25 protein-coding genes and 4 tRNA genes are annotated in these 26,972 nt (G+C 72.4%); 15 read left to right on the forward strand and 14 right to left on the reverse strand.

Annotated elements, in window-relative coordinates; genetic code table 11:
- Window positions 1-7: 7 nt before the first annotated feature.
- Window positions 8-574 carry a cupin domain-containing protein gene (locus ACZ5UI_RS22390; protein WP_464191213.1) on the forward strand — a complete coding sequence of 189 codons (567 nt, stop codon included), beginning with the start codon at window positions 8-10 and terminating at the stop codon, window positions 572-574.
- Window positions 575-578: 4 nt separating this feature from the next.
- Here ACZ5UI_RS22390 and ACZ5UI_RS22395 read toward each other — a convergent pair whose 3' ends face one another.
- From ACZ5UI_RS22395 to ACZ5UI_RS22410, 4 genes are all read right to left on the reverse strand, one after another.
- Window positions 579-1,706, reverse strand: a complete 1,128-nt coding sequence (locus tag ACZ5UI_RS22395; RefSeq protein WP_464191216.1) for a hypothetical protein — start codon at window positions 1,704-1,706, stop codon at window positions 579-581.
- Between the two features lie 12 nt (window positions 1,707-1,718).
- A complete protein-coding gene (locus ACZ5UI_RS22400; RefSeq protein WP_464191218.1) occupies window positions 1,719-3,212 on the reverse strand; it encodes an NAD(P)/FAD-dependent oxidoreductase in 1,494 nt (497 codons plus the stop codon).
- 12 nt (window positions 3,213-3,224) lie between these two features.
- Window positions 3,225-4,760, reverse strand: a complete 1,536-nt coding sequence (locus ACZ5UI_RS22405) for a glycosyltransferase family 39 protein (RefSeq protein WP_464191220.1) — start codon at window positions 4,758-4,760, stop codon at window positions 3,225-3,227.
- An 87-nt stretch (window positions 4,761-4,847) separates the two neighbouring features.
- Window positions 4,848-6,275 (reverse strand): hypothetical protein, encoded by a 1,428-nt coding sequence (locus ACZ5UI_RS22410; protein ID WP_464191222.1) that lies wholly within the window; start codon window positions 6,273-6,275, stop codon window positions 4,848-4,850.
- A gap of 82 nt (window positions 6,276-6,357) precedes the next feature.
- Here ACZ5UI_RS22410 and ACZ5UI_RS22415 point away from each other — a divergent pair, with 82 nt between their 5' ends.
- From ACZ5UI_RS22415 to ACZ5UI_RS22430, 4 genes are all read left to right on the forward strand, one after another.
- Entirely contained in the window at window positions 6,358-6,732 is a 375-nt protein-coding gene (locus ACZ5UI_RS22415) for a glyoxalase superfamily protein (protein ID WP_464191225.1), read from the forward strand.
- Window positions 6,733-6,922: 190 nt separating this feature from the next.
- Window positions 6,923-6,995 (forward strand) — tRNA-Lys (locus tag ACZ5UI_RS22420).
- A 107-nt stretch (window positions 6,996-7,102) separates the two neighbouring features.
- Window positions 7,103-7,393 carry an HNH endonuclease signature motif containing protein gene (locus ACZ5UI_RS22425; protein ID WP_464191227.1) on the forward strand — a complete coding sequence of 97 codons (291 nt, stop codon included), beginning with the start codon at window positions 7,103-7,105 and terminating at the stop codon, window positions 7,391-7,393.
- Window positions 7,379-7,450: transfer RNA gene (locus tag ACZ5UI_RS22430), tRNA-Glu, on the forward strand. The genes ACZ5UI_RS22425 and ACZ5UI_RS22430 overlap by 15 nt, the downstream gene beginning before the upstream one ends.
- A 12-nt stretch (window positions 7,451-7,462) precedes the next feature.
- On the opposite strand, the gene ACZ5UI_RS22435 is transcribed toward ACZ5UI_RS22430, so the two are convergent.
- On the reverse strand, window positions 7,463-8,203 hold the full coding sequence (locus tag ACZ5UI_RS22435; protein ID WP_464191229.1) for an SDR family oxidoreductase: 741 nt from the start codon (window positions 8,201-8,203) through the stop codon (window positions 7,463-7,465).
- A 26-nt stretch (window positions 8,204-8,229) separates the two neighbouring features.
- Here ACZ5UI_RS22435 and ACZ5UI_RS22440 point away from each other — a divergent pair, with 26 nt between their 5' ends.
- Complete coding sequence (locus tag ACZ5UI_RS22440; RefSeq protein WP_464191231.1) at window positions 8,230-9,363, forward strand: ABC transporter substrate-binding protein; 1,134 nt, start codon at window positions 8,230-8,232, stop codon at window positions 9,361-9,363.
- A gap of 25 nt (window positions 9,364-9,388) precedes the next feature.
- Entirely contained in the window at window positions 9,389-10,522 is a 1,134-nt protein-coding gene (locus ACZ5UI_RS22445; RefSeq protein ID WP_464191233.1) for an ABC transporter substrate-binding protein, read from the forward strand.
- A 10-nt stretch (window positions 10,523-10,532) separates the two neighbouring features.
- On the opposite strand, the gene ACZ5UI_RS22450 is transcribed toward ACZ5UI_RS22445, so the two are convergent.
- Window positions 10,533-10,871, reverse strand: coding sequence for a hypothetical protein (locus ACZ5UI_RS22450; protein ID WP_464191235.1), 339 nt, complete (start codon window positions 10,869-10,871; stop codon window positions 10,533-10,535).
- Window positions 10,872-10,898: 27 nt separating this feature from the next.
- Here ACZ5UI_RS22450 and ACZ5UI_RS22455 point away from each other — a divergent pair.
- Window positions 10,899-10,972: transfer RNA gene (locus ACZ5UI_RS22455), tRNA-Val, on the forward strand.
- A gap of 4 nt (window positions 10,973-10,976) precedes the next feature.
- On the opposite strand, the gene ACZ5UI_RS22460 is transcribed toward ACZ5UI_RS22455, so the two are convergent.
- The 3 genes from ACZ5UI_RS22460 to ACZ5UI_RS22470 all read right to left on the reverse strand — a co-directional run bounded on the left by ACZ5UI_RS22460 (window position 10,977) and on the right by ACZ5UI_RS22470 (window position 14,709).
- A complete protein-coding gene (locus ACZ5UI_RS22460; RefSeq protein ID WP_464191237.1) occupies window positions 10,977-11,288 on the reverse strand; it encodes a helix-turn-helix transcriptional regulator in 312 nt (103 codons plus the stop codon).
- Between the two features lie 175 nt (window positions 11,289-11,463).
- Complete coding sequence (locus tag ACZ5UI_RS22465; RefSeq protein WP_464191239.1) at window positions 11,464-13,794, reverse strand: glycoside hydrolase family 113; 2,331 nt, start codon at window positions 13,792-13,794, stop codon at window positions 11,464-11,466.
- Window positions 13,795-14,016: 222 nt separating this feature from the next.
- Window positions 14,017-14,709, reverse strand: coding sequence for a TetR/AcrR family transcriptional regulator (locus ACZ5UI_RS22470; RefSeq protein ID WP_464191241.1), 693 nt, complete (start codon window positions 14,707-14,709; stop codon window positions 14,017-14,019).
- Between the two features lie 327 nt (window positions 14,710-15,036).
- On the opposite strand from ACZ5UI_RS22470, the gene ACZ5UI_RS22475 reads away from it, so the two are divergent.
- Window positions 15,037-17,970: an ATP-binding protein gene (locus ACZ5UI_RS22475; RefSeq protein WP_464191243.1), complete on the forward strand. Its 2,934-nt coding sequence runs from the start codon at window positions 15,037-15,039 to the stop codon at window positions 17,968-17,970.
- Here ACZ5UI_RS22475 and ACZ5UI_RS22480 read toward each other — a convergent pair.
- Window positions 17,951-19,318, reverse strand: a complete 1,368-nt coding sequence (locus tag ACZ5UI_RS22480) for a cytochrome P450 (RefSeq protein ID WP_464191245.1) — start codon at window positions 19,316-19,318, stop codon at window positions 17,951-17,953. The genes ACZ5UI_RS22475 and ACZ5UI_RS22480 overlap by 20 nt on opposite strands.
- A gap of 86 nt (window positions 19,319-19,404) precedes the next feature.
- Between ACZ5UI_RS22480 and ACZ5UI_RS22485 the strand changes: the two genes are divergently transcribed.
- A tRNA-Asp gene (locus ACZ5UI_RS22485) sits at window positions 19,405-19,478 on the forward strand.
- Window positions 19,479-19,526: 48 nt separating this feature from the next.
- On the opposite strand, the gene ACZ5UI_RS22490 is transcribed toward ACZ5UI_RS22485, so the two are convergent.
- Both ACZ5UI_RS22490 and ACZ5UI_RS22495 read right to left on the reverse strand, forming a co-directional pair.
- Window positions 19,527-20,033, reverse strand: coding sequence for a hypothetical protein (locus ACZ5UI_RS22490; protein ID WP_464191247.1), 507 nt, complete (start codon window positions 20,031-20,033; stop codon window positions 19,527-19,529).
- A 10-nt stretch (window positions 20,034-20,043) separates the two neighbouring features.
- Entirely contained in the window at window positions 20,044-20,631 is a 588-nt protein-coding gene (locus ACZ5UI_RS22495) for a TetR/AcrR family transcriptional regulator (protein WP_464191249.1), read from the reverse strand.
- A 105-nt stretch (window positions 20,632-20,736) separates the two neighbouring features.
- On the opposite strand from ACZ5UI_RS22495, the gene ACZ5UI_RS22500 reads away from it, so the two are divergent.
- From ACZ5UI_RS22500 to ACZ5UI_RS22520, 5 genes are all read left to right on the forward strand, one after another.
- Complete coding sequence (locus ACZ5UI_RS22500; RefSeq protein WP_464191251.1) at window positions 20,737-21,624, forward strand: NAD(P)H-binding protein; 888 nt, start codon at window positions 20,737-20,739, stop codon at window positions 21,622-21,624.
- A 96-nt stretch (window positions 21,625-21,720) separates the two neighbouring features.
- Window positions 21,721-22,110, forward strand: coding sequence for a nuclear transport factor 2 family protein (locus ACZ5UI_RS22505; RefSeq protein WP_464191253.1), 390 nt, complete (start codon window positions 21,721-21,723; stop codon window positions 22,108-22,110).
- A gap of 92 nt (window positions 22,111-22,202) precedes the next feature.
- The gene (locus tag ACZ5UI_RS22510) at window positions 22,203-23,144 is read left to right on the forward strand and encodes a DUF808 domain-containing protein (protein ID WP_464191256.1); all 942 of its coding nucleotides are present in this window, start codon (window positions 22,203-22,205) and stop codon (window positions 23,142-23,144) included.
- A 46-nt stretch (window positions 23,145-23,190) separates the two neighbouring features.
- A complete protein-coding gene (locus ACZ5UI_RS22515) occupies window positions 23,191-24,816 on the forward strand; it encodes an acyl-CoA mutase large subunit family protein (RefSeq protein WP_464191258.1) in 1,626 nt (541 codons plus the stop codon).
- A gap of 55 nt (window positions 24,817-24,871) precedes the next feature.
- Window positions 24,872-25,303, forward strand: a complete 432-nt coding sequence (locus ACZ5UI_RS22520) for a cobalamin B12-binding domain-containing protein (protein WP_464191260.1) — start codon at window positions 24,872-24,874, stop codon at window positions 25,301-25,303.
- On the opposite strand, the gene ACZ5UI_RS22525 is transcribed toward ACZ5UI_RS22520, so the two are convergent.
- Both ACZ5UI_RS22525 and ACZ5UI_RS22530 read right to left on the reverse strand, forming a co-directional pair.
- Window positions 25,300-25,920 carry a TetR/AcrR family transcriptional regulator gene (locus tag ACZ5UI_RS22525; protein ID WP_464191262.1) on the reverse strand — a complete coding sequence of 207 codons (621 nt, stop codon included), beginning with the start codon at window positions 25,918-25,920 and terminating at the stop codon, window positions 25,300-25,302. The genes ACZ5UI_RS22520 and ACZ5UI_RS22525 overlap by 4 nt on opposite strands.
- Window positions 25,917-26,927 carry an MBL fold metallo-hydrolase gene (locus ACZ5UI_RS22530; RefSeq protein WP_464191264.1) on the reverse strand — a complete coding sequence of 337 codons (1,011 nt, stop codon included), beginning with the start codon at window positions 26,925-26,927 and terminating at the stop codon, window positions 25,917-25,919. The genes ACZ5UI_RS22525 and ACZ5UI_RS22530 overlap by 4 nt, the downstream gene beginning before the upstream one ends.
- Window positions 26,928-26,972 lie beyond the last annotated feature (45 nt).

Raw genomic sequence — 26,972 nt, forward strand, 5'->3', positions numbered from 1 at the left:
TTAGGTTATGCGAGACCAGATCAGCGATCCCGTTCTGCGCCAGCGACTGGCGTTCACCACCACCCACGACGAGGACGGCGCCGAGGTGCTGCACATCGAGACGTGGGTCGAGCCCGGCGGCGGCGTCACGCCGCACGTGCACCCGGTGATGGAGGAGCGCTTCGACGTGCTTGAGGGCACCGTCACGTTCCTCACCGGCCGCGACTGGACGCCGGTCCCGGCCGGCCAGACCGCGGTGGTGCCGCGCAACACGCGCCACGCCTACCGCAACGACAGCGACCAACCCGCGCACATGGTCTGCCACGTGCGCCCGCCGCAGACGCTGCAGGCGTTCCTCCAGGACGCCGCCGCGCTGGGCCGCGCCGGCCTGACCACGCGCCAGGCGCTGCCCAAGTCCCCGCGCGCGCTGATGATCGCCGCGGTCGTGGCCGAGGCGAACTTCGACATGGTCACGCTCGGCTTCCCGCCGCTGCCGCCCGGCTGGGTGCAGCGCCTGGTGATGCCGCCGCTGGCCGCTCTCGGGCGCCGGCGCGGCTACCGCGCCGGCCACCTGGCCGAGAAGCTCGGCGTCTGAGCGATCAGACGAGCACGCCCTGCATGAACGCCAGCGTCATGCCCGCCGACACGACGGTCGCGACGCCGGTCAGCGCGGCCACCGCGGTGAAGGGCAGACGAGCCAGCGCCACGACGACCGGGATGAGCAGCGCGTCGGTGCGGTAGTAGGCCACGACGTTCTGGCAGAGCGGAACGATCCAGAAGGCCAGCGCCCAGATCACCAGCAGCCAGTCGGCCGCGGTGGCCTCTCGCCGCCGGCGCCAGGTCCAGCCGACGACCAGGGCGACGAGGATCGTGACGAGCCAGGACTGGAAGGCCAGGAACAGCGAGATCGAGCCGAGGCCCTCCGTGCGCGGGCGGGAGATGTCCAGCCAGTTGGCGAAGGGCAGGTGGATGCCGTGGTGGAAGCGGGCCTGCACGCCGAAGTAGCCGTCCCACACGCCGGTGGACAGCTGCGCGTACAGCAGCACCGCCAGGAAGCCGGCCACCGTCAGCCCGCACACGATGGCGATGCGGCGCACGCGCTCGCGCAGCGACGGCGCGGGCGCCACGACCAGCAGCCACAGCCCGGCCACGCCGACCAGGGTGGCCGCGCCCGGGTAGGCCGCGGTGGCCAGGAACCCGGCCACGCCGGCCCACCACCAGCGCTCCCGCACCAGCGCGACCAGCGCGAGCGTCAGCAGGCACGTGGTGAGCGCGATCGGGTACACGGTCTGCAGGTAGAACGCCCCCGGCGCCACCGCGGCCAGCGCGAGCGCCGGCACCAGCGCCCGCTCGCGGCCGAACAGCGGGAGCAGCAGGCCGTTCCAGAGCACCACGAGCAGCACCGCCCAGAACACGAGCGAGACCAGGACGCCGCCGGTGGCCGGCGCGAGCCCGACCTGCAGGAGCGGCCAGATCAGCGCGGGATACAGCGGGAACCAGCCGAAGCTCCCGCACGCCGTCGCGCCGATGTCCAGCTCGGCCTGCGGACACTCCCGGGACATGTAGCCGTACTGGGCGATGTCCAGGTAGATGGGCGAGTCCCAGCTCGTCCACTCGCCGGCGTCCAACGGGTTGAAGCCGCCGAACACGGCGGCGACGACGTGCACCGCGATGGCGAACCCCATCGCCACCAACGGCGGGCCCAGCCGCAACGGCCATCGCCCCATGGCGCGCTGAGGCTAGGACGCGGCGGGCGCCGGGGTGACCCGGTCGTCGCGGTACGGGTACGGGTTCGGATCGGCCGGCCGATCCTCCTCGTGGTAGACCGAGTCGGCGTTGACCGCCCACAGGTCGTGGTCCGTGCCGAGCAGGAGGTTGTCGACCGCGCGCATCGCGGTGAGCATCGAGTGATCGCTGTTGTTGTAGCGATGCAGGCCGTTGCGACCGACCTGCTGCAGGTTGTCGATCCCGCCCAGCCAGCTCTTGATCGTCTCGACGCGCTCCGCGTAGTTCCAGTCGTACATCGGGTAGGCCATCGGCACCCGCACGACGGTGCCGCGCCGCACGCGCGCGGGATCGCCGAGGTGCAGCTGCCCGAGCTCGCGCTTGGCCAGCTCGACCAGGTCGGCGTCGTCGGCGGTCCACAGCGCGTCGCCCTCGTTGCAGAAGTACTCCATGCCCACCGACGCCATGTTCGGGTCGGGCACCATCCACGGCGACCACGAGCGGAAGTTCTGGATGCGGCCGACCTGGACGCCCGGATCGTGGATGTAGATCCAGTTGTCGGGGAACAGATCCTGGCCCTCGATGACCAGGGCGATCGTCATGAAGTCGCGGTAGCGCAGGTGCTGGGCGGCGTCGTCGACGGCCTCGGCCTTGTCGGGGCGCGCGAGCTTGACCGTGTCGCGCAGCGCCAGCGAGGAGATGACCGCGCTGGGCGTGTAGGTGATGCCGCCGGCCACGACCTCGGTGATCTCCCCGTCGGCCACGTGGATCGCGGTCACCGGGGCGTTCAGGAGGACCTCGCCGCCCTGCTCGCGGATGCGCTGCGTCATGAAGTCCCACATCTGCCCGGGGCCGAACCGCGGGTAGTTGAACTCGTTGATCAGCGACTTGATCTCGTTGTTCTTGTTGCCCATGAACGCGGCCTTCGCGGCGCTCGTGAACGACAGGCCCTTGATCCGCTGCGCGGCCCACTCGGCGCGCAGCTCGGAGCACGGGACGCCCCACACCTTCTCGGTGTAGGTCTTGAAGAACATGCTGTAGAGGCGCCAGCCGAAGCGGTTGGCCACCCAGTCCTCCAGCGAGTCCTCGTTGCCCTTGCGCTTGAGCTTCGCGCGCAGGTAGGAGAGGCCGGCCCGGGTCAGCTCGACGGGGCCGAGCTGCTTGACGACGTCCATGCCCTCCAGCGGGTACTCGAGGAACTTGCCGTCGTAGTAGATGCGCGACTGGCGCGGGCGCTTGAGGAACTCCTCGCCCATCACCTCGTGCCAGAGGTCGTCGACCTCCTGGACCTTGGTGAAGAAGCGGTGGCCACCGAGGTCGAAGCGGTAGCCCTCCTCGTCGACGACGGTCTTGGCGATGCCGCCGACCTGGTTCTCGGCCTCCACGACGACGACCGACTTGCCCGCCTTGGCCAGCAGGTAGCCGGCGGTGAGGCCGGCCGGGCCGCCGCCGAGCACGACGACGGGTCGCTCAGGTGTGATCTCGATGAGGTTCTGTGATGCGGGCATGGCGAGCGTCCGTCAGCCCCGCACCTTGCGGAACAGCAACCCCTGCGCAGGGTTCGGTCCAGGGGACTCGACGTCCTGAGGCACGATAGCGTCCAGCTCGAGACGCGGATCCCCCCGCAAGATCCCCTCGTATTCGATTGAGCGGTCGCGCACGCGGCTGGTCCACGGGGCCTTCCAGTGCGACGGCGAGGAGATGATCGGGCGCACGAGCAGGACATGGGCGCCGATCGGCAGCTTGTCGATCGCGGGCATGAGCGCGTCGTTGGCGGTCGTCTCGTCGAACCGGTCCACGCCGTCGCGCCAGTCGGTGATGCCCAGATCGGTGTCGCGGCCGAGCGGCGTCACGACGGTCAGCGACTGCGGGTCGACGTTGTCCTTGAGGTAGTAGGACAGCACCGGGACCATCTCCGGCTGGGTGGCGACGACCAGGTCGCCGGCGCGCAGCTGCGGGCTCAGCGCGCCCGACACCTCGGCCACGTTCGTCTTCCACGACGACGCGCCGATCCCGACCCACATGACGACGAGCAGGACGGTGCCCGCCGCGCCCAGCCAGCCCGCGCGGCGCAGGCCGACGGCGCCGAGCAGCAGCAGGGGGCCGACGGCGACGGCCAGGTAGCGGGTGGCCCACGCCGGTGAGGACTGCGACGCCAGCCACGGGATCAGGACCGGCAGCACGGTCAGCACCAGCAGCCAGGGGATCGTCACGCGCCGGTCGAAGCGGTCCGAGCGCCAGGCGGCGACGATGCCCGCGCCGCCGGCCAGGAGCAGCGCGATCGTCGCCGCGAAGCTGCCCGTGACGAGATCGGGGGCGTGGACGAACGCGTTGAAGCTCGGCTTGTCCGACCAGGGGGCGCCGGTGTGCTGCAGCTGCGACAGGAGCGTCGGCAGCCACGGCAGGTACAGGACCGCGGTGATGCCGAAGCCGAGCAGCGCGTCCTTGAGCAGCCGCCCGCGCGCCGCGTCGCCCTTGGGCAGGGCGGTCCACAGGATCGCGATGCACACGGCCATCGAGACGCCCAGGAACAGGCCCCAGTTGTGCGTGTAGATGAGCAGCGCGAGGGTGATCCCGAAGGGGATGCGGAAGCCGCGGCGGCCGCGCAGGTACGCGTTCAGGAAGAACCCCAGCGTCGCGATGCCCAGGAACGCGACCAGCGAGTACATCCGCGCTTCCTGGGCGTAGTCGGTCAGGAAGGGGCACAGCGCCACGAGCAGCGCAAAGATCCAGCCGGTGCGGCGGTCGAACACGCTGGTGCCCGCCCACCAAGCGACGGGGATGCAGGCCAGCGCGAACAGCACCGAGAACCAGTGGACGTCGACGACGCGGTCGCTGGTCAAGGCCATCCAGCCGTGCAGCAGCATGTAGTACAGCGGCGGCGACCCGTCCTGCACGAGGATCCCGGGGATGTCGAAGAGCGGGTGGTTGGCGATCCCGACCGACAGGCCTTCGTCGATCCAGAAGCTGACCTTCAGCTCGTTGGAGCGCAGCAGCAGCGACAGCCCGATGAGCACCAGGAGGCCGCCCGCGTCGAGGAGACGCGCGCTCGCCACCGACCTGGCCCAGTCCGCGGGCGGACGGCGCGATGCCACGGTTGCCACGGGGGAGAGGTTAGTGGGGGGTCGGCGTCGACACGGCGGTTAGGAACTACCCGCTGTGCAGGTCTGGAGCACTTCCCAGGGTCCGGAGCGCGCCACCTGCTGCCACCCGTCATCGCCGACGGCGACGGCGGGTGCGCCCGGGATGTCGCGCGGCAGCGGCCCGGCGCGGAAGACGCTCCCCGGCGGGGTGGGGACCAGATCGACGTCGCGGGCGTGCACGTCCAGGCGCCAGGCCAGCGGCGTCACCTGGAACGGGCCGGTCGTCACGGTGCCGCACGCGCGCACGCGCGACGCGCCGCCGGCGGCCTGCACCGCGCCGCTCAGCGCGTCGTTGAGATGCGCCTCGTCGACCGTCGAGCGGTAGTCGGGCGACAGGCGCTGGGCCGGCGAGATCAGCAGCACCGCGGCGATCACCACGGCGGCCACGGTGCCGGCGTGGCCCGCGGTGGGACCGAAGCGCCCGGCCAGCGAGAACGCCTTGACCCAGCCGACGCCGCCGACCAGGCAGGCCAGGGCGACGGGGGCGAGCATGTAGCGCGCGTTGCCGGAGTAGCCCTTCTGCGTCATCAGCGCGACCTCGACCATCCAGGCCACCGCGCCGAGCGCGATCAGGCCGGTCGCGCGGTCGCGCCAGCGCCCGCTGATCCAGCCGGCGACCACGACCAGGAAGCCGATGCGCGCGGGCCACGGCGTCATCTCGACGGTCCGCTTGACCGCCTCCCAGGCCGGGAAGTCGGCGAACGAGATCGCGTTGGGGTTGGGGTCCAGCGCGCGCTCGCTGGAGCGCATGAGGTTGCCCGAGCCCCACAGCTCCGGCCCGAACCACAGGACGAGGCCGCCGATGACCATGCCGATCGTGGTGCGGTGCAGCTTGGGCTCGGCCCGCCACAGCCAGATCGCGTAGAGGCCGGCGAAGGCCCACGCCTCGGGGCGCAGCAGGCAGGCGGCGAAGGCCAGCCACAGCGCGGCGCGGCGGCGGCCGGACAGGTGCAGGTCGATCGCCGCGACCAGCAGCGCCACCAGGATGCCCTCGGAGTCGCCGATCCAGGCGAAGCGCATGTAGCCGGTCGAGACGACCAGGCACGCGGCGGCGACGAGCCCGGCGGTCAGGCCGCCGCCCAGGCGCCAGGCCACCCGGACCGCGAGCAGGATGGAGGCGAGCGCGCCCGCGCGCGCGACGGCGACCCACAGGTCGGGCGCCGCCGAGGGGACCACGCTGAAGATCGTCGTGAAGATCACCGGCAGCGGCTTCCACGACGGGCCGAACTCGGTGTTGAGGTCGACGTGCAGGATCTCGCGACCCCAGATCAGCCATGCGTACGGGTCGTAGGTCGGCGTCGTCGGGAGCAGCAGCGACAGCAGCGCGAGCGCGATCGAGGCCACCGCGATCGCGGTGAGCCCTCCGACCGGGACGGCACGGCGCGGCCCTGTCCAGGCGGCGCGCGGCGAGAGGGCGGGCGTCGACATTGCGGGGGGCGAGCGTACTCGCCAGCGCTGGCGGCTGACACCGGTCGCACTTCGCGCTACCGTCCCGACCGGAGGAGCAGAGGTGAACTTCAGCGTCGACATCCTGTCGGTGCCGGTGACCGACCAGAGCGCCGCGAAGGCGTTCTACGCCGAGGTGCTCGGCTTCGCCGTTCGCGAGGACGCCGACATGGGCGAGGGCCGGCGCTGGATCGAGCTCGTCCCGCCCGCCGGCGGCGCCTCGATCACGCTCGTCACCTGGTTCGACGCGATGCCCGCGGGCTCGCTGCGCGGCCTCGTGCTCGGCACCGACGACGCCCCGGCCGCCTTCGCCGAGCTGCGCTCCCGCGGTGTCGAGTTCGCCGAGCCCGGCGTCCAGCAGGCGCCCTGGGGACAGCACGCGACGTTCTGCGATCCCGACGGCAACAGCTGGGTGCTCGTCGGCCCGATCGCGGAATAGTCCTGTCGCGCCCTGGGTAAGGCCCCGGCCAGAGGTTGCACACCTCGACCGCAAGACCTGAGGGGGGAGCCCCGGCGCTGCGTGGGGCGGCGCCGGGGCAACACCTCGGATCCGTCCGATCTTGTTGCGAACATGTGTTCGTATGAAGGGGTCGCGGAAGCCCGGTAGAGTTGCGAGGGAACAGCAGCAAGCCCCTGTAGCTCAACTGGTAGAGCAAGAGCCTTTTAAGCTCGCGGCTGAGGGTTCGAGTCCCTCCGGGGGCACTCTGCGAAGGTGCGCACGACACGGCGTCGTCAAGCACTTTCGCGCGAAGAACGCCAAGCTGAAAGCGGGCTTCTATTGGCGCTGCACGCGCTGCTCTGGCGAGGCAGTGCTGCGCCGCAAGCAGAAGGTCAAGCGCATCCTCGTCGAGGAGGCTGGTGGTCGCTGTCGAGTCTGCGGGTACGACGCTTATGTCGGCAACCTGGTGTTCCACCACGTCGATCCCTCGCAGAAGTCCTTCCAGCTGTCATCGAGCGTCGGGCGGTCGCTCGCGGCGTTCCGCGAGGAGGCCAAGAAGTGCGTGCTCGTGTGCGCGAACTGCCACGGCGAGATCGAGGCCGGGCTGATCGAGTCGCCCCGTCCTACACTTCGCGAAGTACCGCCCGCCCCCATGGTGTAGCGGTTAGCACGCGGGCCTTTCACGCCCGTAGCGGGGGTTCGATTCCCCCTGGGGGTACTTCCTTCTGCGTCAGACGGCGTGGGCCATGCCGCCATCGACGCGGATCGCCTCGCCGGTGACGAAGCTCGCGCGCGCCGAGCACAGGAAGGCGGCCACCGCGGCCATCTCCTCGACGGTGCCGACGCGGCCCGCCGGGATGCCTTCGGCGGCCGCCGCCCAGTTGGGGTACAGCGCGGCGATCCGGTCGGTGGCGATGCGGCCGGTCAGCAGCGTGTTGAGCGTGACGCCGTCGGCGGCGATCGCCCGGGCCAGCGTCTTGAACGCGGCCAACGTCGCGCTGCGGTGCGCGTTGGACAGCATCAGGTTGGCGATCGGCTCACGGACCGCGCTCGACGACACGTTGACGACGCGACCCCACCCCTGGGCCCGCATCGCGGGCAGCGCCGCCTCGATCAACGTGATCGGCGCGAGCACGAGCTCGCGATAGGCCGCCTCCCACTGCTCGCGCGTGAAGCCGGTCGGGTCCGGGTTGCCGGGCGGGCCGCCGGTGTTGGTGACCAGGATCTCGACGGGGCCGCCGAGCGCCACCTCGACGTCGGAGAGCAGCGCCGGCACGGCGTCCAGGTCGAGGCTGTCGAACACGAAGCCGGTCGCGCCGATCTCGGTCGCCGCCGCATCGATCCGCTCCCGCGAGCGCGACGCGATGGCCACGTGCGCGCCCTCGCGGGCCAGCTCCGATGCGACCGCCGCCCCGATGCCCTTCGACGCGCCGGTGACGAGCGCCACGCGCCCAGCAATCCCCAGGTCCATGCCCGCGACGGTAGCCTGCCGCGACCATGGGTCGCCTCGTCGCGCTGTGCGCGCTGTTCCTCGCTGTTCTCCTGCCCGCCCACGCGGGCGCCGCGCTGCCCGCCGGTGACGTCCACCTGGGCGGGGTCTTCTCGACCACCGGGGCGGCCGCGGCCTACGGCGCCCAGCAGGGTCACGGCGCCCAGTTGGCCGTGGACGAGGTCAACGCGTCCGGCGCGCTCGGCGCGGCGCAGCTGGTCCTCGACCTGCGCGACGACGCCTCCGACCCCGTGCAGGCCACGACCGCCTTCACCGAGCTGATCGACGGCGGCGCGGTCGCGCTGCTCGGGCCGACGCTGTCCAGCGCGGCGCTGAGCGCCGACCAGGTCGCCCAGGCGCGTGGCGTGCCGGTCCTCGCCGTGTCCAACACCGGCACCGGCATCCTCGAGATCGGCGACTTCATCTTCCGCGACTCGCTGTCGGAGCGCGTCGTGCAGCCCGCGACGGTGGCCGTGTCCCAGCGCAAGCTGCGCTACGGGCGCGCGGCCATCGTGTGGGCCACGCCCGACGCCTACTCCAAGAGCGCCCACGACGTGTTCCGCGCGACGCTGCAGGCGCGACGCGGCGTGCGCCTCGTCGCCGACCGGTCGTTCGCCTCGGCGTCGGCCACCGACTTCCGCGCCGCGCTGCGGTCGATCGCTCGCCAGCGACCCGACGTGCTGTTCATCGCGGCGCTCGCACCCGATGTGGTCAAGGTGATGCAGGCCGCGCGCCGGATGCCGGCGCTGCGCCGTGTCCCGTTCGTCGGGGGCAACTCGTTCAACACGCCGGGTCTGATCGACCAGGCCGGTCCGGCCGCCGAGGGGGCGATCTCCGGCAGCGCCTGGATCGCCACCGAGGACACGCCCGGCAACCCCGCCTTCGTGCGCGCCTACCGGGCCCGCTTCCACACCGCGCCCGACCAGTTCGCCGCCCAGGCCTACACGGGCGTGAAGCTGCTCGCGCTGGCCATCGCCAACGCCGGTTCGACCGATCGCACCGCGGTCCGCGACGCGCTCGGAGCCCTGCGCGACGTCGACACCGTGCTCGGCCGCTTCTCGTTCGACGCCAGCCGCGAGCCGATCCACGATCCGGTGGTCCAGCAGGTTCGCGACGGCCGGTTCGTGAAGATCGGCCGCTGACCCGATAGCTACGCTGGCGCCGACCATGGGCCGCCCGCTGGCGCTGATCGCGCTCCTCATCGCCGTCGCGCTGCCCGCCTCGGCCCACGCTGCGCTCCCCGCCGGCGACATCCACATCGGCGCCGCGTTCGCGGCCACGGGCGCGGGGGCGACCTACGGCGGCCAGCAGGCCGATGCCGCCCAGCTGGCCGTGGACGAGGTCAACGCCTCGGGCGCGCTCGGCGCGGCCAGGCTGGTCCTCGACGTGCGCGACGACGGGTCCACGGCGCGCCAGGCGACCGACGCCTTCGTGCGCCTGATGCAGGGCGGCGCCGTCGCCCTGCTCGGCCCGACGCTGACCAGCTCCGCCCTGGCCGCCGACCGCGTCGCCCAGCAGCGCGGCATCCCGGTGCTGAGCGTCTCCAACACCGGCGACGGCGTGACCGAGATCGGCGACTTCGTCTTCAACGACGCGCTGACCGAGCGCGCCGTGCTGCCGGTCACCGTCGGCGTCTCCCAGCGCGCGCTGCGCTACCACCGCGCGGCGATCATCTGGGCCCGGCCCGACGACTACTCCAAGAGCGCGCACGCGGTCATGCGCCAGGCGCTGACCCGTCGGGCCGGCGTGCGGGTGGTGGCCGACGCGGCGTTCGACTCCGACGAGCCCGACTCCTACCGCACGGCGCTGCGGGCGATCGCGGCCAAGCGGCCCGACGTGCTGTTCATCGCCGCGCTGGCCCCCGACGTGATCGACATCATGACCACCGCGCGAGCGACCGCGCGCCTGCGCGACGTGCCCTTCGTCGGGGGCGACTCGTTCAACACGCCCGGGCTGGTGGACCAGGCCGGCGACGTGGCCAACGGCGCGATCTCCGGGACCGCCTGGATCGCCGGGGAGAACACGCCGGGCAACGCGGCGTTCGTGCGGACCTACCGGGCCACGCTCGGCTACCAGCCCGACCAGTTCTCCGCCCAGGCCTACACCGGCGTGAAGCTGCTGGCGCTGGCCATCCAGCGCGCGGACTCGACGGACCCGCGCGCCATCCGCGACGCGCTGGCCGGCCTGCGCAACGTCGACACGGTGCTCGGCCGCTTCTCCTTCGGCCCCAACCGCCAGCCCGTCTACCCGCCGGTCATCCAGCAGGTGCGCGACTACGGCTTCGTGAAGATCGGCCCGTAGGCCGGGACGCTCAGACGATCTCGGCGTCGAGCTCGGGGTCGACCGACAGCCGCGCGCACCACAGGCCGAACAGCACGATCGCGATCAGCGTCCCCAGCCAGTGGATGCCGGCCACCACGGCGATCAGCGCCGGCAGGCCGACGAGCACCGCGCCGACCATCGTGCCGACGATCGGCAGCCCGACGATGCGTGCGGTCGCCGCCGCACACAGGAACCAGGCCAGCGGACCGGTGAGCCAGCCCCAGTCCTCGAAGAACGACTTCGGGAGGGCGACCGCCAGGATCACGGCGAGCACCCCGACGAGCACGAGCTGCACGACCAGCGCCTTGACACCCGTTCGCACGTCCATGACGCACGACACTAGCCTTCGGCCCGCGGGCGGTTAGCTCAGCTGGTCAGAGCGCCTCGCTTACAACGAGGAGGTCGCGTGTTCGAACCACGCACCGCCCATGCGCTAGGCCGCGCGGTCGCCGTCGCGGTAGGCCGACGGCGTGACGCCGTGGATTCGGCGGAAGGCCTTGGCGAACTGGGCCGGCTGGCGGTAGCCGACGCGGTTGGCGATCTCGCGGATCGGCAGCGGCGACTCGAGCAGCTCGGCGGCATGCGTCATGCGCACGCGCGTGAGGTGCTCGCGAAACGTCGTCTGGCCGATCTCCTCGAAGACGCGCTGCAGCTGGCGGCGCGACGTGGCGATCTGGCGGGCGATGTCGTCGAGCTGGATGTCGGACGCGTAGCGCTGCTCGACGGCGGCGATCGCTTCCTCCAACAGCCCGGTACGCGACTCGATTGTGATGTCTCTGGACCGACGGCTCACAGAGAGCCGTTATCGGCGGCTTGCTGAACGACGTCGAACGATCTGGCGCGCAGCCACTCCCAGGATTTTCACCGGCCGGTCACATCGGAAAGGACCGATATCTGGTGCGCTGGGCCAAGCGGTCGGGTCAGGTGCCGGCCAGCCGCGGCAGGGGCCGGGGCACCGTCGCGCTGACCGCGGCCAGGACCTCGACGACCCCCGGGTCGAAATGGGAGCCGGCGTCGCGGCGCAGCTCCTCGACGGCGTGCTCGGGCGAGCGGGCCGGAGCGTGGGGACGGCCGAAGGTCATCGCGGTCCACGCCTCGCTGGCGGCGAGGATGCGGCTGGCCAGCGGGATCCGCTCGGCGGCCAGCGCGTGCGGGTATCCGGTGCCGTCCCAGCGCTCGTGGTGGAAGCGCACGATCGCCGCGACGCCCTGGAGCCCGGGGATCTCGGCCAGCAGGTCGCAGCCCCACGCCGGGTGCAGGTCGATCAGGCGCCGGTCGGTGCCGGCCAACGGTCCGGGCTTGCGCAGCGGGGCGCTGGGCACGCGCAGCATGCCCACGTCGTGCAGGCGTGCGGCGAGCTGGAGCTCCGCGCGGCCGCGCGTGTCCTCGCCGAGCAGCCGGTCGGCGACGCGGCCGGAGATCGCGGCCAGCGCGGTGGTGCGCCGGCGTTCGTCGGGCTCGCGCGCCTCCAGCGCGGCGGTCAGCCCCTCGACCTGCGAGTGGACGCTCTCCTGCAGGTCGGCGCCGCCGGGCTGCGCGAGGGCGGCGGCGACGAGCTCGGCCAGCGCGCCGAGGAGCTCGAGGTCGCCGCCGGTCAGGCGCCGGTCGGGATCCGTCGTGCCCACCGACAGCGCCCCGCGGAGCGCGCGATGGACCATCAGCGGCGCGGCCGCCGCCGTGTGCAGCCCGAGGGTCTGGTCGCCGCCGATGCGCGCCCGCAGCTCGCCGTACTCGTGCACGGCCACCGGCTCGGCGCGCGCCAGGACCATCCCCACGACGCCGGAGTCCGCGCTCCAGCGCCGGCCGCGCAGCGAGACACCCGCCTCGCCGGCGGTGATCAGGCTGCGCGGATCGTCGGGGGCGCGCACGAGGATCGCCGCCATCTCGACGCCGAGGACGGTGCACGCGACCGCGGCGAGCCGGTCGAGGTCGATGACGGCCAGCTCGCTCAGCGGGTCGATGCCGCGGCGGGCGAACCGCGAGCGGTGGGGCGGTGGATCGGGGGCGCCGACCGCCGTCAGAGGCGCGGATGCGGCAGGCGGCGCGGGCGTGGGCGGGGCGCCGGAGGCTGGCTCGCCCGCCGGCGCCGGCGCCGGCGCGTCGCCTGGTCGGGCGCGCGGGCGCGGAACACGCGCGGACAGGGCGGACAGCAGCCGAGCCGGGCTCGGGGGGCGCGCGAGCGTGGGCAGCGCGAGCAGCCGACGGCGCCCGCCGTCACCGTCGCGCGGCCTGGCGGTGTCGGCCTGGCCGGCCGCCTTGAGGATGGCCAGGAAGCCGAGCGCGACGATCGTCCAGATCACCACGATGACCAGCAGCGGCCACGGCACGCGCGACAGCCAACCGCCGCCGCCGTGCTGCGTGAACTCCTGCATGACGGTCGCGGCGGGGCGATTGCGCGGCGTGAAGGCGTCGCCGAGCGCGTCGGCCGGGTCGGCGGGCCAGTCCCACCAGAAGATCGAGTCGACGTCGGCGTCCTGCCACGCCTGCAGGGCCGCTCGATAGGCGGTCGCCTGGGCGACCGTGTCGTCCTGGGCGATCCGCTCGCCGGAGCCGGAGGGATCGACCGCGGCGTCCGGGCGGGCCGCGTAGCCCAGCTCGGTGAGCAGCAACGGCTTGCCGACGTCGTCGCTGAGCGCCTCGAGATGGCGGACGATCGGCTGCCAGGCGTCGACGAGCTGGTCCACGGACGCACCCGGCGCCTGGGCCAGCGGGTAGTAGGCGTCGACGCCGATCGCGTCGAGCTCGCCCCAGAACCGGACGCTGTCGACCTCGTCCCAGTTGGCCGCGTAGGTCAGCGTGCCGTCGAAGCGCGCCCGGGCGCCCGCGATCACCTGCTCGAAGGCGCCGGTGTCGGGCGACATCGACTTCAGCTCCACGCCGACGGTCATCGCCTCGGCGCCGTTGCGCTGGGCGATCGTCGCGTAGTGGTCGACCATGTCCTCGTACGTCGTCCACCAGGTGCGCGGGTCGGCGGGCGCGATCTCGCCGCGGAACGTCCCGTCGGCGACGTCGACATGGGGCTTGAGCAGCACGGTCATGCCCGCGGCGCGGGCGTCGCGGATCAGCGCGGCGACGGAGCCATCGGTCGGGGTGCGCTGCGGGTCGGCGGCGACCGTCGAGTCCGCTGCGTCGTCCATGTACCAGGTGGGGACGATCGCCACCTCACGCAGGCCCAGATCATGGATCTCGGTGATCGCGGCGCGCGCCGACCCGCCCGCGTAGGCGTCGCGCGCGTACGCGGTGATGTTCACTCCTTGTCCGGGCGACGAGCCTCCCACTGCCAGGACGGCTGCCGCGAGCACCCCTGCCCCAAGGCCCATGGCCACTTTCTACCTCGAATGGTGGACATCGGTGCACCGAAGAAGCGAGACAGCGGTGATTTGCTCGTTCCAGAGCCAAATCCCGAATTCCGGTCTTCTGCGCCTGGACGGATGTTCGATCCTGGCGCGTCGACACCCTGGTGAACCGGGACGCTAGCCCGAGGCGGTCATCTCGGCCAGGGCCTCGTTGGCCTCGACCGGGCCCAGGAACGGCACGAGCCCCCAGAACATCAGCTGATCGAGGAGGTCGGGGACGCGGTCGGCCTCGTCGCGCATGACGCGCGCGGTGATCGTCTCGAGGATCCCGCCGACCAGCGTCTCGCTGACCGTCTCGGGGATCGACGCTTCGGCCGGCGCCAGCTCGCGGGCGATCTCGAAGAACTGCTGGAACGGCGCCAGCCAGCTGTCGCGCCGGCGGATGCCGGCGGGCCCGACGGCCAGCACCTCGACGAGCATGGCCCGCGAGACGCTGGGGTTGGCGGCGACCGTGCGCAGGAACAGGTCCAGGCCGGCGCGCATCGAGTCCTGCCACCGGCGGTGCCCGGCGAGCGCGGTGCCGACCGCCTCGGTGAGGATCTGCGCGACGTGGTCGGAGGCCTGCAGGTAGCAGTCCTCCTTGTCGGAGAAGTGCTCGTAGAACGTGCGTCGTGAGATGCCCGCGCGGGTCAGCACGTCGGCCACGCTGGTGGCGATGTAGCCCTGCTCGCCGACCGCTTCCAGCATCGCGCCCATCAGGCGCACGCGCTGCTGGCGGGCCACCTCCTCGACCGCGATGCTGTGCCGTCCCGGGGGGAGACGCTTGAGGTCCTCGAAGAAGACGGGGATGGGGACTGGGGTCGCAGCCATACGCCTCTCGGTCTGGGAAATCCTACCCGCGAGCGCCGCAGATCGGCCTGAGGGGTCTACCGGCGCAGGTAAGGCCTCAGCCGCGGTCCGGCGCACCATCTGCCCGATGTGCGCGGGAGGTCTTACGCGCAGGATGACCTGCATGCATCCCAACCTCTCTCCCCACCTGGTCGACGCCCTGCGCGCCGACGCCCTGCGTGCGCAGCCGCGCCCCCGTCTGGAGCGCCGGCCGCGTCGCCGCCTGACGCTGCGGTGGCGGCGCCGCGCTGCACCGCAGACCAGGCGCGCCGCGCCCGCGTGAGCGACGAGACGTGCGAAGCTGGACGCGTGGCCCGCCGCGTGTCCAGCCGTCGTTTCGTCGGGCGCGAGCACCAGCTCGCCGACCTTCGGCGCCTGCTGGGCGACGCGGCCGCCGGCCAGGCCCGCATCGCGCTCATCGGCGGCGAGTCGGGCGTCGGCAAGACCCGCCTGGCCGACGAGCTGCTGCACCACGCCAAGGCCCAGGGGCACCGCGTGCTGGCCGGCGACTGCGTCGAGCTGGCCGAGGGGGAGCTGCCCTACGCGCCGCTGATCGGCGCGCTGCGCCCGCTGATCCGCTCCGGCGATCCGGCGCTGGAGGCGGTCCGCACGGAGTTCAGCCGGCCGCTGGGCGACGACGACGCCGCCGACCAGGGCCGCGTGTTCGAGCTGCTGCTCGACGCGCTGGACCGCCTGGCCCAGGAGACGCCGGTCGTGCTGGTGCTCGAGGACATCCACTGGGCCGATCGCTCGACGCGCGACTTCCTGGCCTTCGCGGCGCGCAACCTGTGCCGCGAGCGCGTCCTGCTGCTGGCCACCTATCGCAGCGACGAGCTGCACCGCCGCCATCCGCTGCGCCCGTTGCTGCCCGACCTCGAGCGCCAGGAGGGTGTGGCGCTGGTCAGCGTGGAGCTGCTGACCCGCGCCGAGCTGCAGGACCTGCTCACCGACATCCTCGGCGCGGCGCCCGACGACGTCCTCGTCGACCGGCTGTTCGCGCGCTGCGAGGGCAACCCGCTGTTCGCCGAGGAGCTGCTGGCCGCCGGGCAGGACGGGCATGGCGAGCTGCCGCCGACCCTGCGCGACGCGCTGGTCCTGCGCGTCGAGTCGCTGCCCGAGCCGACCCAGGACCTGCTGCGCATCGTCGCGGCGGCGGCGCGGGCCGACGAGGCGCTCCTGGCCGAGGCCGGCGACACCGATCCATCCGTGCTGCGCCCGGCGCTCCGCGAGGCGCTGGCCCACAACGTGCTCGTGCGCGGAGACGACGGCCGCTACGCCTTCCGCCACGCGCTGCTGCGCGAGGCCATGCACGAGGACCTCCTGCCCGGCGAGGACGTCGAGCTGCACCTGCGCCTGGCCCGCGCGCTGGAGCGCCGCGCCGACGCGGGTCAGGACGACCTGGACACCGTCGTGGAGATCGCCCACCACTACGCCGCCGCGGGCGAGCAGGGCGAGGCGCTGGCCGCGTCGGTGCGCGCGGCCGACGCCGCCGAGCAGATCCGCGCTCCGGCCGAGGCGCTGACCCAGCTGGAGCGCGCGATGGCGCTGTGGCCACGGGTGCCCGACGCGCGCGGGCGCACGGGCATGGACCACGTGCGCCTGCTGGAGCGCCTGGCCGCCGCCGCCAACGACCTGGGCGACTACGACCGCGCCCGCCACGCGTCCGAGTCGGCGCTGGCCGAGCTCGACGTCGCGGCCGATCCGCGGCGCGCCGCGCGCCTGCTGGAGGAGCTCGGGTCGGCGCTGTGGCACATGGGCCGCGGCGACGACACGATGGCCAGCTACGACCGCGGCCTGGTGCTGCTGCGTGACATCAGCGAGCCCTGCTTCGAGCGCGCGATGCTGCTGGCCGGCAAGGCCAGGACGCTGATGCTGGGCGGGCGCTACGCCGAGGCGATCGCGGTGTGCGAGCTCACGTTGGCCGAGGCGCGGGCCTGCGGATCGCGGCTGGCCGAGGCCAACGCGCGCAACACGCTCGGCGTGACGTTGGCCTGCCACGGCGACGTGGAGGCGGGTATCGCGCAGCTGCAGGAGTCGATGTCGATGGACCGCAACGACGGGCGCATCGAGCAGTTGGGCCGCGGCTACGTCAACCTGGGCGACGTCCTGCTGCTGTGCGGACGCGCGCGCGAGGCCTACGAGCTGGTGTGCGGCGGGATCGTCGAGTCGAAGGGGCGCGGGCGCAAGGCGTCGTGGCTGAGCATGCAGGCCGCGGAGATCGCGGTGGCGTTGGGCGAGCTCGACGACGCCGACGCGATCCTCGCGGAGCACCGCGGCCAGCGTCAGAACGACACGATGGGCGCATACTACGGCGCGGTCATGGGTGAGCTGACGCTCGCGCGCGGGGACACCGAGGCGGCGTTGGTGTGGCTGGAGCGGGCGTCGTCGCTGGTGCAGCTGGCCCTCGATCCGCAGTGGCACGGGCCGATGGCCGCGCTCACCGCGCAGGCGTTGCGCCGACAGCGGCGGCTGGACGAGGCGCGCGCGACGCTGGAGCAGGTGCGCGTGCGCCTCGCGCGCGTGCCCGGCATGCAGGACCACGCGCGGCTGGCCCGGCTGGCCGCCACCGCGGTCGCCGTCGAGGCCGACGTGGCCGAGCGCGGCCGCGACCTGGGGGACGACGAGGCGGTCGCGCAGGCGCTGGAGCGGGCCGGCGCGGCGCTGGAGCGCGCGCGAGCGGAGGTCGGCGTGCCCACCGCGACCGGCTGGATCGCCGAGGCCGAGGCCGAGCTGACCCGCGCCCGGGGCCAGTCGTCGCCGACCGCGTGGCGGCAGGCCGCCGAGACGTGGGAGTCGATGGAGCGCTACCTGGCCGCGGTCGAGGCGCGCTGGCGCCAGGCCGAGGCGTCCGTGCGCGCGGGCCTGCGCGACGAGGCGGCGGTGATCGTCCGCGGGGCGCTGGCCGAGGCGACGCGCATCGGCTCGGGGTGGATCGTCGAGGAGCTGGAGTCGCTGGCCCGGCGCGCGCGCCTGCGCGTGGAGGAGGCGACGCCAGAGCCGGCGCCCGCCTCCGATGAGGAGTCGGCCGCCGCGGAGCTCGGGCTGACGCCGCGCGAGCTGGAGGTGCTCGGCCTGGTGGCCTCCGGCGCGACGAACCGCGAGATCGGCGAGGTGCTGTTCATGGCCGAGAAGACGGCCAGCGTGCACGTGTCGCGGATCCTGGCCAAGCTCGACGTGCGCAGCCGCACCGAGGCGGCCGCGGTCGCCCACCGGCTCGGGCTGGTCAGCGCGCCCGCACGATGACGGGCAGCCCGTGGCGCGGGCTGATCGTCGGCATCTGCCGGATCGACAGGGCGAAGTCCGCGGGCAGGTCCAGGGTGAAGTCACGCAGGATCCGCGCGACGATCGTCTTGACCTCCTGCTGACCGAAGCGCATCCCGATGCAGATGCGCGAGCCGCCGCCGAACGGGATGTAGGCGCCCTTGGGGATCTGCTCGCGCTGGCCCGGGGCGAAGCGGTCGGGGCGGAACGTCTCGGGGTCGCCCCACACGTCGGGCAGGTGGTGGCTGGCCCACGAGGAGTAGTTGACGTTGACGCCCGCGGCCACGCGGTGCCCGGCGAACGTGAACTCGCGCGCGGACTTGCGCGGGCCGATCCAGGCAGCGGGGTACATGCGCAGCGTCTCGTCGAGCACCAGGTCCATGCGCTCGGGCTCGGCGAGCAGGCGGTCGCGCTCGGCGGGGTTGCGGGCCAGCTCGTGGAACAGGAACGTGACCGTCGAGGTCGTCGTGTCGTGGCCCGCGAACAGCAGCGTCATGACCTCGTCGCGGATGTGGCGGTCGTCGAGCGTCGTGCCGTCCTCGTCACGGGCGTCGATCAGCAGGCTGAGGATGTCCTCGCCCCGCTCGCCGCTGGCCCGGCGGCGGTGGATCTCGTCGTAGACGATCGCGTCGAGGCGCTTGCGCGCGGACTGCATGCGCGCCCACGGCGTGCCGGGGCCGCGCATCACCTGCTGCCAGTAGGCGCTGGCCCAGAAGCCGAGCGCGTCCTCGAAGTGGGCGGCGGCGTCGTTCTCGCGGGCCAGGCGCCCGTCGGGGTCCAGCCCGAACAGCGCGCGCATGGCGATCCGCATGGCCAACCGGCGCGTCCAGGCGTACAGGTCCAGGCGCGCGCCGTCGTGGAAGTCGCGGTCGACGGCGGCGTCCGTCTCGTCCTGCATCGTCTGCAGCGAAGCCGCGATCCGCTCGCGGTGGAAGGCTGGAAGCATGATCCGCCGCGAGCGCCGGTGGAAGTCCCCGTCGATGGTCAGCAGCCCGTCGCCCAGCAGCGGGATCAGGTCCCCGAGATGCCCCTCGCGCCAGGTGAAGTGGTCCGCGCCCGACACCGTGATGAAGTGGTTGGCCTCCGGCCCGAGCATGAACACGACCTTCGCGTGGAACACGCGCAGCGTGAAGATCGGCCCGAACCGCTCGTAGGCGTCCAGCAGGATCGGCAGCGGGTCCACGTTGAACCCGCGCGTGATCTCCAGGCTCGGCGCGTGGCGCCCGGGCGGGAAGGGCACCCGCCGCTGCGCCTCCCGCTCGTCGCGCAGGTCGGTGACCAGGCGACGGATCGCACTCTGCGGCAGGGGTGGCGGCGGGGCCAGCGACATCGCCCGCGGACCATACCCCGTCGACTGGCCAGCTGGCCAATTCGATCGCGGACCGAAATGGCTATCCTCCGGAACCCCTGGTTCCAGGGGGCGTAGCTCAGTTGGTTAGAGCGCCGGCCTGTCACGCCGGAGGTCGCGGGTTCGAGTCCCGTCGCTCCCGCTCCTTGTTGCGCCCGCGAATGCGGGCGCTTCGTCGTTCTGGGGGCCGCTACGCGCAGCCCTCGACGTAGTCGACCTCGGGCTTGTAGCCGGTGCTGATGTACTGCACGCGCCCGTTCTCGGTGAAGTAGATGAACTTGCGCCGTCCGGCGACGTACGCGTAGGCGGGCTGGTGGGAGTAGAACTCCGGGAACTCCTTGAGGCGCCCGGCTGGGTAGCGCGACAGCAGGCTCGAGACGCTGTCGCCGATGCGCACGCCGCGGTCCGTGCGGATGCGCGGGCTGTAGACCGTGATGCTGCGCACGCGTTGGCCGGTGGTCAGGGCGTACGTCCGCAGCCGGTTGGACAGCGCCACGTTGCCGCAGGGCGGGTTGAAGCTCTGGATCTCCAGCGCGTGGCCGAGCCTCGCGCTTGCTTGGGCGACGGTCATGCCGGTGTGGATCGGGCCCAGGCCGGTGATCGACAGCCTCCAGTCGCTGGACACCGCCCCGTTGGCCGGCGCGGCGGCGAGGACGGTCGCGGTGATGCATCCCAACAGGCAGGCCCGGAGTCGCATGCGACCTTCTTTACACCACGAGCGTCGTCTCGACCAGTCCGTCGACGAACGCGCGTGGGATGCGCGTGCCGGTCAGCGCCCGGAAGACGATGGGCCCGATCAGCGCGTCGAGGGCCGCGTCCGCGTCCAGGTCGGCGGCCAGCTCGCCGGAGGCGATGCCGCGGCTGAGCAGCTCGCGCTCGGCCGCGCGGCGGGGCTGCAGATAGCGCGCGCGGAAGGTCGCGGCCATGGCCGGGTTGTGCTGGGCCTCGCCGATCAGCGCGAGCAGCACCTGGCCGGCGGCATCCTTGGTCAGGAATCGGGTCAGCGCGTGCAGGTAGCGGCGCGCGTCCTGGACGGCCGAGCCGGTGTCGGGGATCGCCAGCTGCTTCTCGGCGTCCTCCAGCAGCGTGTCGAGCAGGATGTCGACCTTCGACGGCCACCAGCGGTAGATGGTCTGCTTGGCCACGCCCGCGCGCGCCGCGATGCCCTCGACGGTCACGCCGCCGAAGCCGCGCTCGACGAGCAGGTCGTCGGCCGCCCGCAGGACCGACAGGCGCGCGTCCTCGTTGCGCCGGTGCGGGGCGCGGCCCTTCGTGGTGCGCGGGGCGTCGGTCATCGCGGAACGCAACGCTAGCGCAACGGTGCGTCTCGTCATGGGCTTGACACGAGACGCACCGTTGCGTCTACTCTAGACACGACGACCACCCCGAAGGGAACCCACGTGATCCTCATCACCGCACCCACCAGCACCATCGGCCGCGCGCTGGTGACCGACCTCCTCGACCGCGGCGCGCCGCTGCGGCTGATCGCTCGCGACCCGTCCGGGCTGCCCGCCGACGTCCGCGAGCGCGCCGAGATCGTCACCGGCTCGCACGGCGATCCGGCGGTCGTCGACGGCGCCTGTGCCGGCGTCGAGGCCGTCTTCTGGCTCTCGCCCAACCTCCCGGACGCGCCGACGACGGATGCCAGCTTCGCGGGCTTCGCCGCCCCGGCGATCGAGGCCTTCGCCCGCCACGGCGTCGAGCGGGTCGTCGGCATCTCGGCCCTCGGTCGCGGCACCCCGATGGCGGACCGCGCCGGCCTGGTCAGCGCGACGCTGGCGCTGGATGACCGCATCGCCGCCTCCGGCGTCGCCTACCGCGCCGTCACCTGTCCGTCGCTGATGCACAACCTGCTCAACCACGTCGGCGCGATGAAGGCCCAGGGCACGTTCTTCATGACGATCGACCCGCACCTCCGCGCGCCGACGGTCGCCGCGGCCGATGTCGCCGCCGCCTCGGCCCGCCTGCTGCTCGACGACGGCTGGGACGGGGCCGGCGAGGTCGCCTGCCTGGGGCCGGAGGACCTGTCGCCCACTGACTGGGCGCGGACGATCTCCGAGGTGCTCGGCGCCGAGGTCCGCTACCAGCGGGTGCCCAGTGCCGCGCTGCAGGAGCGGCTGGAGGGCTTTGGCTACACGAGCGCGATGGCCCGCGGGATGGTCGAGATGTTCGAGGCCAAGAACCAGGGCCTCGACAACGCCGAGCCCCGCACCCCGCAGTCCACCACCCCGACCACCTTCCGTCGGTGGTGCGCGGAGGTCCTCGCGCCCGCCTGGCGCGACGCGTGACCCGCCCGTGTGGAGACAAGCTCCACAGGCCGGGGGACAACTCTGCCGCTGTGCGCCATGGAAGCGACGCGGTCCGCGCCGTAGCGTGCGCGCGGGATGAGCACCGACACGAACACCGCCATGACGATCCAGCGGCTGCAGGCGTTCGACGCCGCCTGGAACGCCCACGACGTCGATGCGATCATGGCGTTCTTCGCCGACGACTGTGCGTACCACGCCTCGTCGGGCCCGGACCACCTGGGCGTGACCTACCGCGGTCGCGACGACGTGCGCGCCGCGATCGCCGCGTTCCTGGAGCGCTTTCCCGACGCGCACTTCGACGAGGACCTCGCCGTGGTCGCCGGCGACCGGGGATTCACCGAGTGGACGTTCACCGGGACGACGGCCGACGGCACGGCCGTGCGCTTCCACGGCTGCGACCTGTACGAGTTCGACGGCGATCGCATCACGGTGAAGAACGCGTTCCGCAAGGACGCGCCGGCCTGAGGCTCGGCGCCGCGCAGCTCTGCGCGCCGCTGATGGCGGAGCTCGGTGGCTGAACGCTCAGATCGAGCGGCCAGCTATCGTCGGGGCGCTCTATGAGCGCCGGTCTCGCCGCCCTTCTCGACGACGTCGCCGTGCTCGCGCGGGCGGCGGCCGCGTCCGTTGACGATGTGGCCGCCGGTGCCAGTCGGGCCAGCGTGAAGGCCGCCGGCGTGATCGTCGACGATGCCGCGGTCACGCCGCGCTACGTGCAGGGGTTCCGGCCCGAGCGCGAGCTGCCGATGATCAAGCGGATCGCGGTCGGGTCGCTGCGCAACAAGCTGCTGTTCATCCTGCCCGCGGCGCTGCTGCTGAGCGAGTTCCTCGACTGGCTGCTCACCCCGCTGCTGATGGTCGGCGGCGCCTACCTGTGTTACGAGGGCGCGGAGAAGGTGTGGGAGCTGCTGCGGCCCCATCAGGCGCACGCCGAGGCCGAGACCGCGGAGCCGCCCGACGAGGACACCCTGGTCAAGGGCGCGATCCGCACCGACTTCATCCTGTCGGCCGAGATCATGGTGATCTCGCTCAACGAGGTGGCCGACGAGCCGCTGCTCTCGCGGGCGATCATCCTGATCCTGGTGGCGTTCGCGATCACCGCGCTGGTCTACGGCGCGGTCGCGCTGATCGTGAAGATGGACGACGTCGGGCTCGGGCTGGCCCAGAACCGCACCGGCGCGGCCGCGGGCTTCGGGCGCGGTCTGGTGCGGGCCATGCCGGTCGTCCTGTCGGTGCTGGCCAAGGTCGGCATCGCGGCGATGCTCTGGGTGGGCGGGCACATCCTCCTCGTCGGGCTCGACGAGCTGGGCCTGCACGCGCCCTACGACGCGGTCCACCACGCCGAGGAGGACGTCCACGACGGGCTCGGCGGGCTGGGCGGCGTCGGCGCCTGGCTGACCAACACCGGCGCCTCGGCGATCCTCGGGCTGTTCGTCGGGGCGATCGTCGTCGCGGTCATGCACTTGCGCCACCCCGCGCGACCCGCCGCTCCCGGGCACTAGCGCGCTCTCGGTCGCCGAGCCGCGCGCTTGCGCCGCACGGTCAGATATGAGACCTTCCGACTATCTGATGACCACTCATTCGCCCACAGAACGCGATGTGCCCTTCACGACGCTGTCGGGTGAGCCGATCGCGCCGTTGTACACCGAGGCCGACCTGCCGGATCCGGCGACGATCGGCGCGCCCGGTGAGTATCCGTTCACGCGGGGTGTGTACGAGTCGATGTATCGCGGTCGGTTGTGGACGATGCGGCAGTTCGCGGGGTTCGGGACGGCGGAGGAGACCAACGAGCGGTTCCGCTACCTGCTCGACCATGGGCAGACGGGGCTGAGCACCGCGTTCGACATGCCGTCGCTGATGGGGCATGACTCCGATCATCCGCGGTCGTTGGGTGAGGTCGGGCGCGAGGGCGTCGCGGTCGACACGGTCGACGACATGCAGACGTTGTTCCAGGGGATCGACCTGGGCGACGTGACCGTGTCGATGACGATCAACGCGCCGGCGCCGATCATGCTGGCGTTCTACGTGGTCGCCGCCGAGCGCCAGGGGATCGCGCCGGACCGGCTGGGCGGGACGATCCAGGCCGACATCCTCAAGGAGTACATCGCTCAGAAGGAGTGGTGCTTCCCGATCGATCCGGCGATGCGGTTCCTGGGGGACATGATCGAGTGGTCGTCGCGGGAGATGCCGCGGTGGAACTCGGTGAGCATCAGCGGCTACCACATCCGCGAGGCGGGCTCGACGGCGGCGCAGGAGCTGGCGTTCACGTTGAAGGACGGTCTGACGTACGTGGAGCAGGCGATCGAGCGGGGCGTGCCGGTCGATGATTTCGCGCCGCGGTTGTCGTTCTTCTTCAACGCGCAGATCGATTTCTTCGAGGAGATCGCGAAGTATCGGGCGGCCAGGCGGATCTGGGCGCGGGAGCTGCGTGAGACGTACGGGGCCAAGAACCCGAAGTCGTGGTTGATGCGCTTCCACACGCAGACCGCCGGTGTGAGCCTCACCGCCCAGCAGCCGTTGAACAACATCGTGCGCACGGCGATCGAGGCGCTGGCCGGCGTGCTCGGCGGGACGCAGTCGCTGCACACCAACAGCTATGACGAGGCGCTGGCGCTGCCCACCGAGGACGCGGTCCGCATCGCGCTGCGCACGCAGCAGATCATCGCGCACGAGACCGGGGTGACGAACACGATCGACCCATTGGGCGGCAGCTACTTCGTCGAGGCGCTGACGGACAAGATGGAAGCGCAGGCGTATGAGTACTTCGGCAAGATCGACCAGCTCGGCGGGATGGTCGCGGCGGTCAAGGAGAACTACCCCCAGCGCGAGATCGCCGACGCGGCGTTCCAGCTCCAGACGGAGATCGACGCCGGCGACCGGGTCGTGGTCGGTGTGAACAAGTACACCGAGGGCGACGACGGCCACACGCCGCTGCTGCGCATCGACCCCGCGCTGGAGCGCAAGCAGATCGACCGCGTCCAGGCGATCAAGGCAGCGCGCGACGCGCGCGCGGTGGAGGACGCGCTGGCCACGCTGCGCGCCGCGGCCGCCCGCGAGGACGTGAACCTGATGCCCCATCTGATCGACGCCGCCCGCCTGCACTGCAGCGAGGGCGAGCTCATCCACGCCCTCCAGGACGTGTGGGGCTCCTACACGGAAACGCCGGTGTACTGATCGTGCCTCGTTCGTTGACTGGCATCTCAGCGAGGCCCTCTGGTGGGGGCGGGCGATGACCTCGCTCGCTCCCACCCCGACCTCCCCGCCCACGGCCCAGAAGATCCGCGTCGTGGTGGCCAAGCCGGGCCTGGACGGCCATGACCGCGGGGCGAAGATCATCGCCCGCGCGCTGCGTGACGCGGGCATGGAGGTGATCTACACCGGGTTGCATCAGACGCCGGAGCAGATCGTGGAGACGGTGATCCAGGAGGATGCCGACGCGGTCGGGCTGTCGATCCTGTCGGGTGCGCACATGACGCTGGTGCCCAGGATCGTGGAGTTGTTGCGCGAGCAGGACATCACCGATGTGCTGGTCACGGTCGGCGGCACGATCCCGGCCGATGACATCCCGGAGCTGAAGGAGCTTGGGGTGTCGGCGGTGTTCACGCCGGGTGCGTCGACGCAGGAGATCGTCGACTACATCCGCGGCGCCGTCCGCAGCTAACGCTCCGGCATCGGCCGACGGGCCACCTCGGCGGCCGACTCGGCGTCGACGCCCAGCATGCGCAGGACGAGCTCGGCGTGATGGACGTCGGCGTCGGCGTGTCCGGGGTCGTCGAGCACGACCTGCATCGCCCCGAGCAGCGTGCCGCCGATGCTCATCAGCGCCAGCCCCGGATCGGGCACGGCGAACCGGCCGCGCTGGAGGCCGCGCTCGAGGTCGCGCTGGGCGCGCGGGCCCAGCACCGATCGCAACACCCGATGGGACAGGTCCAGGCGCACGACGAGCCAGCCCCAGGTCGGGTCGGCCACGGCCAGGCGGATGAAGTAGCGATGCGCGACGGCGACGACCTCGGCGGGATCCTCGAGGCCGGCGGTGATGACGTCGACGTTCTCGCCGTGCTCCTCGGTCGTCGCCGCCAGCACGACCTCGACGATCTCGTCCTTGTCGGTGAAGTGGTTGTAGAACGAGCCGAACCCGACGTCCGCGCGCTCGGTGATCTCGTTGATGCGCGTCGCCTCGACGCCCTTCTCCGAGAACAGCTCCGTGGCCGCGCCGACGAGCCGCGTGCGGGTCTCGTTGCGCCGGCGGGCGCGCCGGTCCGGGGTGACGGAGCTCATACGGTCAGGAGGTCGTGGGCCACGACGATCCGCCCACTGTACGCGGGCGCCACCTTGCCCACCCACACGTCGTCGGTGATCCCCGGGTTGCCGGGGATCAGGTGGTAGAGGACCAGGAGCGGAACCTGGGCGGTGGTGGCCACGCGCCCGACGGTCTGCGGGTCGCAATGGTCGTTGATCAGGTGGCGGATGAACGTCGGCGCCAGCTTCTGGGCCTCCAGCGCCGGAAGCACCACCTCGCGGTCCAGCACCTCGTGGAACAGCGCGTCGGCGCCCCGGGCGAAGGCCGGGAAGTCGTCGCCCGTCGCGCCGCGATCGCCGCTGAAGGCGAGATCCAGGTCGGGCGTGCGGATGCGGTAGCCGACGGAGGGCATGCTGCCGTGGTGCACGCGGATCGCGCGCACGTCGAAGCGGTCGTCGGCGAACACCTGCGTCGACCGCCGGGGCGGCGGCGTCTCGTGGAAGTGCACGTAGCGGCGGAACAGCGGCCGCTGGCCCAGCGGGCCCTCCTGGTCGGCGATCGACAGCGCCAGCGACTGGCGCAGGCCGCGCGCGTAGGCGCGCAGGCCGGTCGGCCCGTAGACGTCCAGCCGCCGATTGGGATCGGCGCCGTTGCGGCCCGAGGACCACGACAGGGCGATGAGCGACCCGAGGTCGGTCACGTGGTCGGCGTGGAAGTGCGTGATCACGATCCGCCGCACGGCGTTGAGGTCGTAGCCCGCCTCGACCACGCGGTGCGCGCTGCCGCAGCCGCAGTCCAGGATCGTCAGCTCGCCGTCCACGTCGATCAGCACCGACGTGCCGCAGCGGATGTTCGCGCCCACGAGCTGGGTCATCTGCTGGCCGCCCAGGGAGCCGAGGACGACGACCTTCGTGCGCCCGCGCGACAGCGTCGGCGCCTGGGCCGAGGCGGCGGGGACGCGCGTGATCAGCGATCCGAGGCTCGCCGCGGCGACGGCTCCGGCAGCGCCGGCGAGGGCGCGACGACGGGTGGTGGGTTCCAGCATCTGTCTCCGATCCGGGTCTGACCGGCGGCGACCGTAGCGAGAAAC

The sequence above is a fragment of the Conexibacter sp. JCM 18997 genome (genome assembly GCF_055391915.1).